Here is a 16,218-nt window from a genome sequence, read left to right as displayed (position 1 = left end):
CGCCCCGCTGTAGGAAAGAGTAACGTTGGAATCTCCTCCCGTCTCATCTACACTCCTCGTGGTAGTGTGTCAAATGGCGCGATGGTGCAAGAGGGGTATAAGCGAAACGCCAGCGTAGCTAGATAGCCCAACATGCAGTCGCCAACTACAAGTTGTTTCATTGTGCTACACTTCACGATGGTAAGAGTAAACATCAGAAGGAGCGCCAATGGCACGCCGTGAAGGAATCAACCCCGATGCAGTCTATTCACGCGAAGAGGTTGCCCGTCTGCTAGGGGTAAGTCTAAGTACCGTAAAACGGCTGATCAGTAGCGGTCAGTTGGCAGCCAGCCGACCGGCAGGCCTCCGTCGTGTGTTTATTCGTGGTACCAGCATTTTGCAAATGCTCGAGACGACACGCATCAACGAAGAACATCGCGGCTGAAATACTTATGCAAACTTACATAATACCGGGAAGATACTGCTAATGATTGATGGCGTTGCCCGCCAACACTGGTCCTCACAACACTGAGAGGGTGATCAGAAACCTGGATTGCTCATCGAGCGCATACCATACGGGTGCGACCATTGCGTTAGGGGGCGCCCACATTCGTTCGCTCCCGCGCCGTACCTTCCCCTCCCTCGCCCTGTGGAGGAGCGGAAGGGGGTAAGGGGGAAGGTGAGGGACACCAGGCGTGCTTTGCAGCACAGGCCCGGAAACTGTCGCGGAGACGCATGCGTTACCTGCCTACGTTCCCCTGCCCATTGCCAGGGTCGAGCCACATCAAAAACCTAGGTTTTTGATCACACTCTGAGAGATTGGCAACAACGGCGTATGCAACAATGGCGATGAGGCACGTATGCAGGATCAGGACGATCCCCAGACAAGGGGTTAAAAAGGGGGGAGAGCGATTTCAGGCATTGGACAGATATCGAGATGGGAGACGAGGCCGGAGGTGCAGCGGTGCTGCATCAGGCGCTTCTTCCATTCCCTGAGCGTGTAGCTGAATATGCCCTTGCCGACCAGGGATTGACGGAATGATTGGCTTGCTGAAGTCACGTTTCAGTGTTGTACATAACTCAACATTTTTTCAGACACACTCTGAGAGGTACGGCATTATCGTGAAAGCAAATCCTGGAGAAGAGTATTGTACAGATGTGCTTTAAGGAGCACGCTCATCAGAGTTATCTACACTCGCAGCGGGTAACGCTCGCACAATGACACGTTGCTTGAACTTATCGGGTCCACTGGGTGGCCAGCAGGTAATCATCGTGACCACCTCATAACCGGTTGGTGCAATATAGCGAGCATTGGCTAATCGCTGCTCAGCGGGCACCCCTTCTTCATCAACGATAATCCGCTCGTGTACGATGTAGCGGTAGGGCTGACCTCGACTGTACACAATCACCTCATCGCCCGGTTGCAGGTAGAAGAGGTCTTTGAAAACCCGACCATACCCACCGACATGTCCTGCCAGTACGATATTATCGCCTTCACCGGGATTAGCCGATCCACGATGCTGACCAACCGCAAACTCAGCGACCTGCCAGACCGAGATCAACTGACCATTTTCTTCCACTGTCTCCCATCCCACTTCGATCACCTTCGAGTCGACCTTAATCTTCGGTATTACCAAACGTTCAACTGTTGCTACCCATTCAGCTCGCGTCGACTCAGGCGGTTCAGAAATAAGTAAACCGCTATCAACCCCGGCAAGAGTCGTTGCCCTGTTCGTTGCCGGTATTGGCGGTAGCGTACCATCGGTTGAAGCTGGTAACGGCGCGGCAACCACTGCGTCGGACGCGGTCTCCCCTCCTGGAACAGTTGCGTTAGTCGGTACAGGGGTGGCAACCGTGATCTCAGCTAAAGGCAACAGTGGACGTGCATCGGCCGGGCGAAAGCCACTGGTGGTCAATCGTGGCGCCGGTAAAGGTGAATCACCACGGGCAGCCCAACGGTAATATTCCACTTGCAGGGTTGCAAACAACACATAGATAAGCAAACTCGCGCCGATAACCATCAGTGATGTCCCAACGAGCCATTGCCCACGACGTTTTGTCGGCACACGCCGCCAATTGATGCGATGAACAATTTGTTGACCAATAAGCGGTAGACGACGAAGCATGATCAGTGTTCCTCAGCGTTACAACTTGTTATTCAGTATATCATGTACCATCTTGTGTTACGCACAGGAACGGCGGAGGGATGTCTCTGGCAAAATCAACAATGACCTTTGAAGGAAGAACAAAACAGACTATCAACAGCCCAGGTTGTTGATGCGGCGGCTGAGTTACTCGCCACTTCAGCCGACTCTCCTGATGAGCGCTTGATCAAAACCACGAGTTTCTGATCACGCTCTTTGACCACCATATTCATACACAACATAAAATCACGGAGCACGTATTGTCGTGCTCCGTGATTATTTGTGTCACAGATTAAGATGTTAGTTTACCACCAACTTACCCTGCATCAGCGGGTAATGACCTGGCACGGTACAAATGTAGAGGTACGTACCGGGGGCCGGTGCCGTAAATGTCACCTCGACCGTCTCATTACCGTTGGCCAATGGTGACTCAGCAATAATATTGCTCTTGTCGGCCGGTAAGTAGTTTGCCGCCGGACCAGCAGTCAAACCGGCATTAGCAATTGCAGCAGCTTCAGCATCGCCACCCTTGATCAGAATCCAGTTGTGCTGTTGCACAGCCGAGGTGTTCTTGAAGCGGATTGTGACCGTCTGACCTGCCGCAACCTTCAGCTCTGTCTTATCAAAAGCCAGCTCTTCACCCTTTGAACCGATTTCTAAGGTGACCGGCCCACTACCAGAACCACCAGTAGCACCGCCACTGCTGCTCCCACCACCACCACAGGCTGCCAGTGCCAAAGCCATCAACGTTAAGACCACCAATGTGAGCATCCGTGACCACATCTTCATCACTCTTTTCCTTTCTTGTGGCATCTATCACAAGCATACACCCAAACATTTATACCACTATCTTGTGCTTTGTCAAGCTCATCAGTGCTACTTATCCATAGTTCATTTTGATAGGAATTATTCCTGATCTTTATCACGATGCGAGCGCCGGATGCGTTGCTGGAGATTGTTCTGAGCAGGTTCGCCTTGACGATTCGGTCGTGCAGATGATGATTTGCTGTTTGCTGGACGCTGACGCTCGTCTCGATACGTCCGCCCTGTGCTCTTCCCTGCACGACTGCGCTGTTCTTCTCGCCATTGTGACGGTGCACCCCGTTCGCCGCGTTCCTGACGTGGCGGTACTGCCCGTTCGCTGCGTTCCTGGCGTGACGGTGCTGCCCGCTCGCCGCGCTCCTGACGTGGCGGTACTGCCCGTTCGCTGCGCTCCTGGCGTGACAGTGCACCCCGTTCGCCGCGCTCCTGACGTGGCGGTACTGCCCGTTCGCCGCGCTCCTGACGTGGCGGTACTGCCCGTTCACCGCGCTCCTGGCGTGGCAGTGCACCCCGTTCGCCGCGCTCCTGGCGTGGCAGTGCACCCCGTTCGCCGCGCTCCGGTCGCCTTCCTGCTGTGCGCTCATCACCACCCACAGCAATGGTAGAACGATCAGCTGGTGGTCGAACAGCCGGTGTCGTTTCGTCTGATTTTGTCGGCGGGTGCCGTCGGGCCGAGATGTGAGCACGCAGCGCGGCAACTTCTTCATCGGTCAAATAACGCCAGGATCGTGGTGGTAAGTCGCCGAGTAGCAGATTACCCTCACGTACCCGTATCAACCGTCGCACTTCATAACCGAGCAGTTTGGCAACCGCCCGAATCTGACGCTTACGCCCTTCCCGTAAGACGATCCGAACCCATACCCCCTCCGGTGCCGTCCCGATCATTTCTACCCAGGCAGGCGCTGTCATCTCACCATCGAGCAAAACACCATTACGCCAACTCCGCAACGCCTCTGGTGTCAGTGGCCGATCAAGAAGCACACGGTACTCTTTTTCAACCTCAAAGCTAGGATGGGTCAGGGCATACGCCAATTCGCCGTCGTCGGTCAGCAATATCAAACCCTCACTATCAATGTCGAGGCGCCCGACCGGAAAAACCCGTGCCGGTACATCCACTAGATCGAGCACAGTTGGACGACCATGGGTGTCTTCAGCGGTTGACACCACACCTGCCGGCTTATGAAGCATAATATAGGTACGTTTGGCCGGCATACGGATTGGCTGACCATCAACCCGTACCTCATCGTGCTCTAAATCAACCCGTGTGCCGGGCACAACCACGACACGCCCATTGACCGTTACTCGTCCGGCAGCAATGAGTGCTTCACAATCACGTCGTGAAGCAATACCTGCACTGGCCAAGACCTTTTGCAAACGTTCAGGACTCACAGATAGCCTTTCTACGTCCGAGAAGATGCGGTAGAATGACAACTCGTCGTCGCTTGACAGTATACCATACTACGTTTTACAACCCGATTTAGAGTACAATAAGAAGATAAGGCAACAGCAGCTTATTGCCAGCACATGGAACAACAAACACTTAACCAGTTATTCCGACCTTACGTCCCTGTCACCTTACGCGATGCACTTGATGCTGGAGCATTACGGGCAGGACAGGTTCAGACGTATCAGGCAACCATCCTCCACACTGATCTGAAAGGGTTCACTCGTCTCACCGCATTATTTGCCACACTTCCCGACGGAGCCGAGCAATTACACAATATTCTAAACCGCTATTTCGAGGTCATCATCGCTACGATTACTGCCAATGGCGGCGACGTCATCCACATTGCTGGCGATGCTTTGACCGCATGGTGGCCAGACATCACCGATCCCGCGCTGGCGATGCGCTGTGGTTATGTCCTCCATAATGCACTAACAACCCTCAATCCTATCTCAACTCCCGAAGGACCTTTCACGCTCGAACTTCGGGTAGGGATCAGTGTCGGGACAGTATATCTGACCCTGGTAGGGATACCCAATCAAGGTATCCACCCGATATTGATCGGTTCACCGATCAATGCCGCCAGTCTGGCCGAGCAACAGGCCAATCCGGGGCAGGTGCAGTTCTTACTGATCAATACGCAGCCAACTCCGACCATCGATTACTACCCTTCAGAAGCCCCTATCCTGCGGTGGGAACATTTTCTCCCGCCGAGTTTCGCTCGGCGTCTCCAACTCAACACTCTGGTTGCTGAATATCGGCGATGTGTTCCGGTGTTCGCAGCCTTTGATTTACCAGAATATCCGGTTGACCTGCAAGCCTTGGTTACCCAAGCACAAGCCATCACGATGCGCTGGGGAGGGTGGCTCAACGAGATCGAGCTGGGGAGCAAAGGTGCGGTTATGGTCTTCTTGTTTGGGGCACCGGTTGCTCATGGCGATGACACCAGCCGGGCGGTTGGTTGTGCGATAGAACTCCGTAATCGCGGCGTAATTCGCAAGGCAGGAATTACTGTGGGCACTCTTTTCGTCGGTGAAGTTGGGGGGCGTCTGCGACGAGTGTACACTGCGCAGGGTGAAGAAATGAATCTGGCTGCCCTGTTGATGGATCAAGCCCCAACCGGCGCGATTGTAGTCTCTGGAAGGGTACGGCAAGATATTATGGGCCGGTATCGCACCACTCAGCCGCAACTCGTGCCGATCAAGGGTTACAATCAACCCATTCCCACAGCGCTTGTTCTCAGTGAGCCAACTCTTGCTACTCAGCAAGCATTACAGGCATCGCTGGCCGCGTACACTGAGCTGATCGGGCGCGAACAGGAACGTCAGATGATAGATCGGCTTATCGCCAATGCTCCGCGCCAGGGTCAGGTCTTACTTATCGAGGGTGAAGCTGGGATTGGGAAATCGAGCCTGATTCATCATCTGAGCATCAAATGGCTTGAGCGTCGGTATCATAGCTTCCGAGGCGAGTGTCAAAGCGGGATGCAAGAGCAGCCGCTGCATCCGTGGCGGTTCATTCTCGGTGAGTTGTGTGGCATTGATGACAGCACTCCATTGCAGGCTCGATATGAACGGTTACAGCAGATGGCAACCGAATTATCCTCAGCTCTCCCCAACCACATCGCAACGCTGGCGCACCTTCTTAACATTGACGGATTTGTGCACGCAAGACGCTCAACTGATATTAGCCCTCTTGTGATTGAGCTACTGATCAATCGTCTAAAGCGAGAACCCCTCTTGATCATATTAGAGGATATTCATTGGGCCGATCCAGCGTCGCTGCAACTCCTGAACGCGATCATTGAAGCAGTGCTCCCTCACTTACCGCTGTTGATCGTCGTATCGTACCGTCCACTCGCCAATCACGTAACCCCCATCATCGAGAGCATACGTCGGCAGCCGTTTACAACCCATCATCTGCTTGAGCGATTGCCTGCGGCTGAACGCATCCATCTCATTCGTCAGTTAATCGGTGTGAAGGAGATCGATACGCCCCTGCTCCAATACCTCGAACGGTACGCTGCCGGACAACCATTCTTTATCAAAGAATATGTGCATATATTATTGCAAAAACGTCTGATCACCATTGAACAAGATACTGCCCGCTTACATGAACCCATCCCATCGCTACAACTCTCAAGCCAGGCATTGGGGATCGTACAGGCGCGAATCGATCAAATGGGTGAACGCACCCGCCTCACGTTGAAGATAGCCGCTGTCATTGGCCGGAGCTTCCCGCTGCGCTTGTTACAGCATATTCACCCCGCTCACCTTACTGAAGATGAATTGCATCAAGATATTGCCGCATTGGTTCGCGACCAGTTGATCGAACTCGAGATGAACGAACCAGAGCCGATCTATCGGTTTATCTTCGGTATCGCACACGAGGCCGCTTACCACAGCCTGCTCTTCACCCAACGTCGCGATTTGCATCAGGCAGCCTATACCTGGTATCTGACAAAGTATCAGAACGAACTCACTCAGATGAAAGCACCGTTGGCCGTATACGACGTTATGATTCACCACAGCTTACGCGCCGAAATGTGGGCCAACGCTGTCGAACACTGCTGGCAAGCGGCATTGATCTGCGTCCAACGTTCACTCTTTCAAACAGCGCTGCACTACATTGAAAAGGGAATTGCGCCGAACTATACCTCTTCTCGGCGCGCCGAACTTCTCGTTTTGCGTATCATCCTTAATGATCGGATTGGTGATCATCTACATCAGGCAGAAGATTTCCACCTGTTTAAGGGCATCTTGCCCGAACAAGAACAGCCGGTTTTGCATGCTCTGGCTTCGGTGCTGTATCTCCATCATATGCTCGTTAGCGGTCAGTTCGATCACTTCGCCACGCAACGTATCTCCACTCAGAGGCAAATCGACCGCTTAAGCCAGAATGATGCACGTGCCGGTCGCCTTTTGCAAGCCGGTCTCTGGCTCGTCAACGCCCAATATTTGGCCCTCCAGGGTCGATACAAGCAGGCAATGGCAACGCTTCACCGTATAAACCGGATCGGTAAAACGGTACCCCGCCACACATCACCACAACCTATGCTCATCGATCTGATAGCGATGGAAAGTCTCTCTGCCCAAAGTTATGAATTGCAAGGTTGGATACTCATTGAGTCCGATAATTTCCAACGAGCACAAAAGCGCTTCCAGCAGGCAATACGACTGACACGAATGGTCAATGACCAGATCATCGAAAATCGCTCTCAGATCGGTCTGTATTATACGATGATAATGCTTGGGCAATACGATGGTATCGATCACCGACTACAGCAAGCTTTGCACATGGCCCGGTCAATCGGTGATCGGTATAGTCAAGTGCTTGGATTACGTACTCAGGCAGTTCTACACTTCAACCGCCACAACATTACCGCAGCCCGTCAACTTATCTGGCAAGCTATCGCCCTCGCCCATAGTTCACAAATAGCTGTTCTTGAAATTGTTCTGCTGAATCAGCTTGAAAAGCTAGCCCGGGCGATGCAGTAAGGTTATCTAAAAGCGTGATCAAAAACCTGGACTTTTGATGAGACTCGACAATAGTATCTGCAAACGTTGGCGGGCAACCCAGGCGTTTCCTCAATCTAAACAGGGTTTCAACGGTTTTAGCGCCTGTGCTGTGGAGCACGCCTGGGAACATGCCTGGCGCCCCTCACCTCCCCGCTTACCTCCTTCCTCTCCTACCTGGGGAGCGGAAGGGGGAAATTGGTGCTTCCTTACCATCCCCCTCGCCCTCTTCCACTCCTACGCGGGGAGAGACAGAGGGAACGTGGGGTAGCTGGAGCGAAAGAATGCTGTCAACCCCTCACACAATGATCGCACGAGTATAGTACGTCACGGTACATGCTCAATGAGAAAGCCCAGGTTTTCAATCAGGCTCTCAGATGGTGAATGACAACCGCGGGGAATAACTATAGTCCACCGCAAACCGGTAAGACAAGACACTGATATAGAGCCAGATTAGGGAAAAAACGCTTGCCACCAGCGCTGCCAGTTAGGTGCTGGCGATGGAAGCGGCGCAGGTGTCGGTACAACTGGCGATGTTAGTGATGGTACTGGCGTTGGCACTCGTTCAGGGACGATGACAATGTCGCCTTCTCGTACCAGGCCAAGATTACGAGCCCACGCTTCGGTTGCGGCATCCGACTGCTCATATTCAAGTTGCGCCGTTAAGGCCTGCATCGTGGCCTGCAATGCCTGCATCTCTACCTGCGCAGTCGCCAATTCGCGTTCAAGCGCACGAGCAATGATAATCTGATTAACCAGCGTAACGGTAATGCTCCCGATCATCACCAGCAAGACTCCCATGATCGCCAGTGAAGCCAGCGTGCGACTACCACCGGGAAAAGTTGTCTTTAACCAGCGTCGCATCCGGCCACGAAATGTGGCCCAGATCCGTCGCCAGGCAGTGAATGAATATGAGGGTTTTGGTGATGAACGGTAACGACGCATAAGAATATTAGTCCGTAAACTAAGTTCTCTTGCATTCCGAGGTGATATCGGATAGACTGGTGGTATGAAAAAAGATCACCTGACTCTGACAGAGAACGACCGCACCACGCTTGAAGGACTGCTTGCCAAAGGTACGCTCGCGGTCAAGACGTTCAAGCGCGCGACCGCGCTGCTCGAACTCGATCGCGGCAAGACCCTGCGTGCGGTGGCTGAAACGCTCGATGTGACCTACACCACGGTCGCCGCTTGGCGCAACGGCTACCGCACCAAAGGGTTGGACTGTCTGTACGATGCGCCGCGTTCTGGCCGTCCGATTGTCATTGATGGCGCTCAGCGCGCCAAAGTCACGGCATTGGCGTGTAGCGATGCACCAGAAGGCCATGACCGCTGGACCTTGCGCCTCCTGGCTGAGAAAGTCGTCGAAGCTGGCTTCTGTGAGACGATCTCGCATACTATGGTTGGCACAATTCTAAAAAAAACGAGCTGAAGCCACATGTACAGCAGACCTGGTGCTTTGGCGCCCTCACTGCGGCCTTTCTGGCCCAGATGGAGCGCATTCTGGCACTCTATGCGCTGCCGTATGACCCGCACTATCCGGTAATCTGCTATGACGAACGGCCCTGCGTTCTGATCGGCGACACCCTCGTTCCGGCAGCGATGCAGCCAGGCAAGCCACGAAAACAGCACTACGAGTATGAAAAGCTTGGCTCGTGTGCGCTGCTGGCGGCAATCGAACCGCTGACTGGCAAGCGCCTGGCGCAGGTACACCCACAGCGCACCAAACGAGAGTACACGCTGTTTTGCCAAGCACTTGCCGCCCAGTATCCAAACGCGATCAAGATCCGACTGGTACAGGACAATCTCAACACCCACAACGCCAGTGCCTTCTATGAGCATTTACCGGCTGAAGATGCGTTTGCCTTAGCAGAGCGTTTCGAGTTCATCTACACACCCAAGTCGGCCTCCTGGCTCAATATGATCGAGTGCGAGTTCGCAGTGATCTCGCGCCTCTGCCTCAACAGGCGCATTCCATCGATCCAGACCTTGGGCCGGGAGGTGTTGGCCTTGTTCAACGAGCGCAGCGCCAAGGCGATCAAGATCAACTGGCAGTTCTCCATCCAGGCCGCTCGAACCAAGCTCAATAGCCACTACACCAAAGTCCATCCCGAGAATGAAAAATACAAGGAAACTTAGTTTACGGACTAATATGTACTTGCATCAAGTAGTGATGTAGCAACTTGTGCAAGTACCCATCGCCCTACGCGATGCAATGATCACGATTCTGCGGCTGGACGTGGTGGCTCAAGTAATAACGGCTCTTCAATATTGGTCGTCATTGAACTCTGACCACGGAAGAGGCCACCTGGCTCGATATGCAGCGCAGCCGTCGTAATATCACCCCACACCTTACCGGTCGGTGAGATTTCCAACTGTTCGAGCGCCGTAATTTGTCCTTTCACCGCACCCGATACATGAACATTCCGCGCTTTAATCGTGGCAATAACCCGCCCCGTCTCGCCGATAATCAGATTGCCAACGACCTCAATATCGCCTTCCACCGCGCCATCGATGCGAACATTCCCTTCGGCATTCAAGTTGCCAATAAACCGGGTATTGGCACCGATGACCGTTTCTGTCCGCCCATTAACAATCGTCGGCGTTTGAGCGGGCTTGCGGTTTGTACCAAACATGCGCGCGATCCTCCTCCACATAACCGGCCACCTGCTTATATCAAAAGACGTTAACGAGGCCGGGAGACGACCCAATCGTTCGGGTAATCGTTGTTGACATTATAAACGATAGTCGCTGATGGGGCAACGTTCAGCAAGAACCACGCACCGTTTCAACATTTTCCCCTCTCGCAGTGGTGAAAAGAGAAAAGAACAACGAGCACAGAAGAGGTAACGTTCTGTTCTGCCAGTGGTCTGACACCATGCCCCTCGTCGGTGCACCGATTTCGTCCGTCAGCGTCTTGTAAGGGCTATTCCTCCCTGCTGTGCCGCGCCTCGGAACACGAACCGCTCACTGTCTCGGTGGGGCAGGTTCTACCCCTGCCCCTACTTGTGACATGCTAACTGATGGGATCATGTGGAAAGCAGCGCACGTCGCAGTAGCACCAACCCTCTCACCTTCGTCCCAATCCTCTTCCGCGCCCACCAGAAGAGCGGGGAGGACGTGAGTTGCTAGATGGCGTTTATCACTCGTGTCGTTGTTCGTTCGCAGCGAGAAAGCCGTTACAACACGAAACGCTACGCCAGTGGAAACGCTTCAGGAACCCTCACGAACTCTTACCACTTCATTACGGTGCGAGTCGTTCGCGCTGCCAACCATCATCATGACGAGTGTAGCAGAGTCGATCATGCAAGCGCGAAGGTCTTCCCTGCCAGAACTCAATCCGATCTGGAATCACGCGGTAACCACCCCAAAACGGCGGCCGTGGCGGGTCTTGATCGGCAAAACGAGCGGCTATTTCGGCCACCCGCTGTTCCAGTTCGGCCCGATCAGCAATTGGCCTGCTCTGTGGCGAAGCCCACGCTCCGATACGACTGTCACGTGGCCGAGTGGCGTAATAGGCATCGGCCTCTTCATCACTGACTTTTTCTGCATACCCCTCTATCCGCACCTGCCGTTCAAGTTCAGGCCAGTAAAAGACGAGAGCTACCGCAGGATGAACGGCCATTGCTTGTCCCTTCCGACTCTCGTAATTCGTAAAAAAAACGAAACCACGTTCATCTACCCCCTTTAACAAGACCATACGGGCCGAGGGGCGTCCATCAGGATCGATTGTCGCCAGAGTCATGGCATTCGGCTCAATTAAACCTGCTGCTACCGCTTCGTCGAACCAGCGCATAAACTGCACAATTGGATCTGGATCGGCGTCAGCTTCCGATAAACCGCGTTGCGTGTACTCCTTACGTAAATCGGCCAGATTCATCACAGTACTCCATTTGCATAAGAACGCTGACTGAACTACAATAGCGCCGATGATGAACAATAGCGCTGCCATTTATGTTGCTCACACTAATCACGCTATCGTTGCAGAGGCGCTGCACAGACTGCTCATCGAGCAGGGGTTCATTGCCGTTGAGCGCGCCCCGCACGAGATAAGCGGCATTATCATGATACCTGATAAACCCTACCGCCATTTCTTCGTTGCACCATCGGCGCAGGGATGGGTAGCAATTTGGGAAGACCCCCGCTACTTCGCCGACCGTACACTAGCCAAAGGACTGGCCAGCCGCTTACAAACGCGCAGTGTCTGGATCGAAGTGGGCGGGAATGGTGTGAGTTGGGCGCGTGGCCTGTATGAAGGAGCAATTGTTCTTGAAGAACGGTTTGAAGCGGTTGAAACCACCTTCTACGGTGAACGGGGTATCGTTCATTTAACGTTTGATCCCGATACCTTACCCGACGAATGGATTGCTCACCTCGATTTACCCGATCCCGATTTGCACTATGAAGCTATTCTAGCCGGTGCTCAACCATCGGCTGGGCCACCGCTGCACCTGGTCGTGCAGCGTCGCATTGGTGTTCCTGCAATGAACACCACACGCACACGTGGCTAATGCCCTGTACCGCTATGCCATACAACATTTTGATGATCGCCTCGACGAGTTTCTTTTCCGACTACGGTAATCATGTGCGTATTTTAGAAGAGATTCGTGCCCTACAACGCCGTGGTCATCGTATTGTACTGGTGACGTACCATAATGGTGATGATATTCCGGGGATCACCATTTACCGTTCGTGGGACGTTCCCTGGATCAAGCGCGCCGTTGTTGGATCATCACGCCATAAACTCTATCTCGATATTGGCTTGGGATGGCGTGTATTACGCACCGCTCTCCAGATGCACCCAGATGTTATTCACGCTCACACTCACGAGGCGGCTGCTATTGGGCTTCCACTCCAACGCCTGCTGCGTCGGCCATTGATCCTCGATTACCAGGGCAGTATGACCAGCGAGATGCTCGACCATGGCTTCATTCGGCGCAGCAATCCGCTGTTCGTCCCTCTGACCCGTCTGGAACGCATGCTGAACCGTACCGCCGATGCGGTAATGACATCGACTCACAACGCAGCCAATCTTCTCCGTCGTGATGGATCGGTTGCGGAAGATCGCCTCTTCACCATTGCCGACGGTGTCGATACCGAGCGGTTTCGCCCCTTCGATGGTTCACCCGAATGGACAGCCCAACGCGCTGAGTTGCGCGCTCAGCTCGGTATTCCGTCAGATCGGCGGATCGTGGTCTATATTGGCTTGCTGGCCCCTTATCAGGGCACCAATCTGCTGCTCGAAGTGGCCCGGCATCTGTGTCAGCGGTATCCTGACCTCCATTTCTTGATCATGGGTCACCCCGATCCACAAAGTTACCGCAATCTGGCTGCCAGTTTGGGAATTGCCGATCACGTTACACTTCCCGGTCGGATTATGTACCGTGATCTCCACAGTTACCTGGCGCTCGGTGAGGTTGCCGTCGCCCCGAAGATGAGTTTAACCGAGGGTAACGGTAAAATCGGCAACTATATGGCGATGGGTTTACCTACTGTTGCCTTCGATACACCGGTGAACCGCGAAATTCTGGGGCCATACGGTTTTTACGCCAAACTCGGTAGTGTAGCCGATTTTGCAGCCCAACTGGAATTAGCGCTAACGAATCGCGAGCTGGCAGCCGAACGTGCGGCTGGTGCACGGGCAAGAGCAGTAGCAGAACTTTCGTGGGAACGAGCGGCGATTGCTATCGAAGCAATCTACGCAGCGGTGATCGCCCGCCGTCAACAATCAGATGAAGAAGCTAACGAATAACCAAAGTGGTACCTGCCCTGATGTATTCTGTGTCGTTTCGCTGAAGCATGAAACACGATACCTGTGCAACCATCGCGTGAGGTATTCCAACATGCTTTCGCTCCCGCTCCATTCTCCCCCTTCCGCTCCCCGTGTGAAAGCGGAACGGAGCCAGCTCAAAGGTAAGCACCGCCACCCTCCCCCTTCCGCTCCCCGTGTGAAAGCGGAACGGAGCCAGCACGAAGGTAAGCACCGCCACCCTCCCCCTTCCGCTCCCGCAGCGTGGGAGAGGAAGGGGGCTGGGGGGAAGGTGAGGGCCACCAGGCGTGCTCCGCAGCACCGGCTCGGATCAGCGGTAAATCAGACGAATCGACTCAACGATCACCGTGCCCCCATCTCCTACACTAACCGGATCAAAGCGGATACCACCAATCTTTTCCATCTGTTCAGCTATGCTATTGAACGGGAGACGGTAGGTGGTCATATCTGTACCCGGCATGAGGGTAAACGAGATTGAGTGTTCTTCACGCGCCTGGCCATTCAGATCGAGAAAGAATATTTGCGCATCATGCACATCTGTTGTTACCGCCAACCGTACCTCTACCGCAACAATATCAGCAGACGAGAGAAGCAACGGCGGGCTAATCAACTTGGGATCAATTCCCGGAATGATATGCCAGCCCGAAGGCGTTATACGCTCTGCTTCTACCTGCTCAGCGCGCCACCCCCAATGCCCCCGACGAAAATCCCATCCTTCGCCGCCGGCTAATACATTGGCACGTGGAATAAACCGGTAAACCGGTAGATCGGCCGGTAACGGGGCTATCTGCAACATCGACTGAATCGGCGCATAGCACGCAGCTACCGTCTCCGCAGTTAGCCCGAAACGCTCGGCAGGTGTTGGGGGTTGATCGGGTGGCGCCGGCAGTGGTCGTTGTGCCTCGTCGGCAATCAAGACGGCATAGCCCGCAGTAAGGGTAGTTTCAATCCGCTGCTGAATGCGCGCACAGGCTGCCGACCAATCACCACTACTGGCAGTCATCGCTTGATTGAGACCGTAGACATTTTCGTGCCCCCAGTAATAAGGTAGATACAGTTCGAGCACACCGTCGGGCACGATAATCAGATCGCCAGTTTGAGTCAGCGCCGCTACCGCCTCGGCAATTCGCCGTTGCCAATCACGATGAGCATCACCCCGTTCGATAATCGTTGGCAAGTTAAGTACCAACATGGCTATCACCAGCACAAGACCCGCCCGATAAATCCACTGTATCGTCAATACCGCACTGAACAAGAGTACCAACGGTGGCAGACTGGCAATCCAGAATTCGATGTTGTCAGGTTCCCACCAGAGAAAGAACAGACCGTACACTATCAACCAGCTTAAGACCCCGATCAACAACGGATGAGGCAGGCGCGAAAATGCGCTGCGACCAGCCAGCAAGAGCACTATCCCGCTTATGCCAATAAATGCCCCTCCTTGGAGTGCTAGCGTCTCACGCCAGCCCTTCAGCAATCCGATCAACTTAGCCTTATCGATAGCGCCACCCCAAAAACCGGTCTGAGCATATCCGGTCAGCCATATCCACACCTCGGACCAACTCCGCATCCCACTTACCCCAAAGGCAACCCAGAGATACGCACTACCGACCACCGCCACCAGCGGTAGCACATAAGCAACCCCAAGCTGGTAACGAAGCCGTTGTGTCTTTGCGCTCAGGCCAATCGTCAGCAGAGCAGGTACTGCAAATAAGACATTCGTTTGATGGCCTAGAACGGCAAAACCATGAACCAGACCTAACCACGCCGATAGTTGCCACGTTGGGGTTTGCACAATTCTGAACATCAACCAGAGTCCGGCGACCAGTGCCACCACTGCAAGGGTATACACTTCAACTTCGACGGCGTAGTACCAGTAGGCATAGCTGAAACCCATACTGATACTCGCTATCAATGCGGCGCCAGTTGACCGAGTGACTGACCTGCAAAGAACAAAAAGCACTGTCACCCCGATCGCACCGGCAATCGCATTGATAACCTGAAGCCATACAGCAACACTACCATGCCATCCGATAACGGTTGCCAGTGCCCGAATTACTGCACCAAGGGGGCCATATAACAGGTGATGTGGATGAAACAACTCTGACCACGGTTTCCGGTCAACATCGAGAATGTACGAAAGTGCATCGAAGGTATGCACGTTCGTTAACGTTACACCGTAGAGGGTAGAAAAAGCCAGCAGGAGAATGAGAACCAACCAGCGCAACCCAATCCGCGACAAAACAGTATCAAACACTGTCATACAGAACTTACAATGCTACCACAGCATACTGAACCGCAGGGATAAACCTTGATGCAAAACCTTCGTTCGAGAACTTGATCTTCTCGCCTCACACTAAGCACCGCAAAGAACACCTGAAAAACGCTCTTTATTATCTGGAAAGCGAGCCACCAGCCCGCATTCTGCCGAGAGCGAGCAGAACCCCTCTCCCATCATTCCACTGGGGGTAGAAACTTCCACACCCTTACAGAGTAGAGAATGCTCAAGCACTCGCTTGCGGAAGAGCAAGATTAGAGCACGAC

Annotated in this window: 13 protein-coding genes; 6 read left to right on the top strand and 7 right to left on the bottom strand. The window is 53.7% G+C overall.

Annotation, left to right across the window (positions count from 1 at the left end; genetic code table 11):
* Positions 1-208 precede the first annotated feature (208 nt).
* Positions 209-424, top strand: a complete 216-nt coding sequence (locus tag QTO31_RS06900) for a helix-turn-helix domain-containing protein (RefSeq protein WP_031458683.1) — start codon at positions 209-211, stop codon at positions 422-424.
* Positions 425-1,142: 718 nt separating this feature from the next.
* On the opposite strand, the gene QTO31_RS06895 is transcribed toward QTO31_RS06900, so the two are convergent.
* The 3 genes from QTO31_RS06895 to QTO31_RS06885 all read right to left on the bottom strand — a co-directional run bounded on the left by QTO31_RS06895 (position 1,143) and on the right by QTO31_RS06885 (position 4,334).
* On the bottom strand, positions 1,143-2,105 hold the full coding sequence (locus QTO31_RS06895; RefSeq protein WP_301428518.1) for a sortase: 963 nt from the start codon (positions 2,103-2,105) through the stop codon (positions 1,143-1,145).
* A gap of 318 nt (positions 2,106-2,423) precedes the next feature.
* Entirely contained in the window at positions 2,424-2,912 is a 489-nt protein-coding gene (locus tag QTO31_RS06890) for a plastocyanin/azurin family copper-binding protein (protein WP_301428517.1), read from the bottom strand.
* Between the two features lie 117 nt (positions 2,913-3,029).
* A complete protein-coding gene (locus tag QTO31_RS06885) occupies positions 3,030-4,334 on the bottom strand; it encodes a pseudouridine synthase (RefSeq protein WP_301428516.1) in 1,305 nt (434 codons plus the stop codon).
* Between the two features lie 135 nt (positions 4,335-4,469).
* On the opposite strand from QTO31_RS06885, the gene QTO31_RS06880 reads away from it, so the two are divergent.
* The gene (locus tag QTO31_RS06880) at positions 4,470-7,886 is read left to right on the top strand and encodes an adenylate/guanylate cyclase domain-containing protein (protein ID WP_301428515.1); all 3,417 of its coding nucleotides are present in this window, start codon (positions 4,470-4,472) and stop codon (positions 7,884-7,886) included.
* A gap of 471 nt (positions 7,887-8,357) precedes the next feature.
* Here QTO31_RS06880 and QTO31_RS06875 read toward each other — a convergent pair whose 3' ends face one another.
* Positions 8,358-8,849: a septum formation initiator family protein gene (locus tag QTO31_RS06875; protein WP_035419022.1), complete on the bottom strand. Its 492-nt coding sequence runs from the start codon at positions 8,847-8,849 to the stop codon at positions 8,358-8,360.
* A 64-nt stretch (positions 8,850-8,913) separates the two neighbouring features.
* On the opposite strand from QTO31_RS06875, the gene QTO31_RS06870 reads away from it, so the two are divergent.
* Positions 8,914-9,336, top strand: coding sequence for a helix-turn-helix domain-containing protein (locus tag QTO31_RS06870; RefSeq protein WP_011955408.1), 423 nt, complete (start codon positions 8,914-8,916; stop codon positions 9,334-9,336).
* The gene (locus QTO31_RS06865; RefSeq protein WP_301429445.1) at positions 9,333-10,043 is read left to right on the top strand and encodes an IS630 family transposase; all 711 of its coding nucleotides are present in this window, start codon (positions 9,333-9,335) and stop codon (positions 10,041-10,043) included. Before QTO31_RS06870 ends, QTO31_RS06865 begins: the two co-directional genes overlap by 4 nt.
* An 80-nt stretch (positions 10,044-10,123) precedes the next feature.
* Here the strand turns inward: QTO31_RS06865 and QTO31_RS06860 are convergent, their stop codons facing one another.
* Both QTO31_RS06860 and pdxH read right to left on the bottom strand, forming a co-directional pair.
* Positions 10,124-10,540: a polymer-forming cytoskeletal protein gene (locus QTO31_RS06860; RefSeq protein ID WP_031458677.1), complete on the bottom strand. Its 417-nt coding sequence runs from the start codon at positions 10,538-10,540 to the stop codon at positions 10,124-10,126.
* Positions 10,541-11,148: 608 nt separating this feature from the next.
* Positions 11,149-11,784 carry a pyridoxamine 5'-phosphate oxidase gene (gene pdxH / locus QTO31_RS06855; protein WP_031458676.1) on the bottom strand — a complete coding sequence of 212 codons (636 nt, stop codon included), beginning with the start codon at positions 11,782-11,784 and terminating at the stop codon, positions 11,149-11,151.
* A gap of 49 nt (positions 11,785-11,833) precedes the next feature.
* Here pdxH and QTO31_RS06850 point away from each other — a divergent pair, with 49 nt between their 5' ends.
* Positions 11,834-12,415 (top strand): hypothetical protein, encoded by a 582-nt coding sequence (locus QTO31_RS06850; protein WP_035419019.1) that lies wholly within the window; start codon positions 11,834-11,836, stop codon positions 12,413-12,415.
* Between the two features lie 14 nt (positions 12,416-12,429).
* Entirely contained in the window at positions 12,430-13,656 is a 1,227-nt protein-coding gene (locus tag QTO31_RS06845; protein ID WP_031458674.1) for a glycosyltransferase family 4 protein, read from the top strand.
* Positions 13,657-13,984: 328 nt separating this feature from the next.
* Here QTO31_RS06845 and QTO31_RS06840 read toward each other — a convergent pair whose 3' ends face one another.
* Complete coding sequence (locus tag QTO31_RS06840; protein WP_301428514.1) at positions 13,985-15,937, bottom strand: glycosyltransferase family 39 protein; 1,953 nt, start codon at positions 15,935-15,937, stop codon at positions 13,985-13,987.
* Between the last annotated feature and the right edge of the window lie 281 nt (positions 15,938-16,218).

This window comes from Chloroflexus sp. MS-CIW-1 (genome assembly GCF_030444705.1).
Lineage (GTDB): Bacteria > Chloroflexota > Chloroflexia > Chloroflexales > Chloroflexaceae > Chloroflexus.
The sequence above is the reverse complement of the archived record's forward strand: the minus strand, read 5'-3'. Positions and strand labels throughout refer to the sequence as shown.

Bases quoted from the DNA above. Each gene is read 5' to 3' on its own strand.
- QTO31_RS06890 (WP_301428517.1), bottom strand. From the start codon at position 2,912: ATGAAGATGTGGTCACGGATGCTCACATTGGTGGTCTTAACGTTGATG.
- pdxH (WP_031458676.1), bottom strand. From the start codon at position 11,784: ATGAATCTGGCCGATTTACGTAAGGAGTACACGCAACGCGGTTTATCG.
- QTO31_RS06850 (WP_035419019.1), top strand. From the start codon at position 11,834: ATGATGAACAATAGCGCTGCCATTTATGTTGCTCACACTAATCACGCT.
- QTO31_RS06845 (WP_031458674.1), top strand. From the start codon at position 12,430: ATGCCATACAACATTTTGATGATCGCCTCGACGAGTTTCTTTTCCGAC.
- QTO31_RS06880 (WP_301428515.1), top strand. From the start codon at position 4,470: ATGGAACAACAAACACTTAACCAGTTATTCCGACCTTACGTCCCTGTC.
- QTO31_RS06840 (WP_301428514.1), bottom strand. From the start codon at position 15,937: ATGACAGTGTTTGATACTGTTTTGTCGCGGATTGGGTTGCGCTGGTTG.
- QTO31_RS06870 (WP_011955408.1), top strand. From the start codon at position 8,914: ATGAAAAAAGATCACCTGACTCTGACAGAGAACGACCGCACCACGCTT.
- QTO31_RS06895 (WP_301428518.1), bottom strand. From the start codon at position 2,105: ATGCTTCGTCGTCTACCGCTTATTGGTCAACAAATTGTTCATCGCATC.
- QTO31_RS06875 (WP_035419022.1), bottom strand. From the start codon at position 8,849: ATGCGTCGTTACCGTTCATCACCAAAACCCTCATATTCATTCACTGCC.
- QTO31_RS06860 (WP_031458677.1), bottom strand. From the start codon at position 10,540: ATGTTTGGTACAAACCGCAAGCCCGCTCAAACGCCGACGATTGTTAAT.
- QTO31_RS06900 (WP_031458683.1), top strand. From the start codon at position 209: ATGGCACGCCGTGAAGGAATCAACCCCGATGCAGTCTATTCACGCGAA.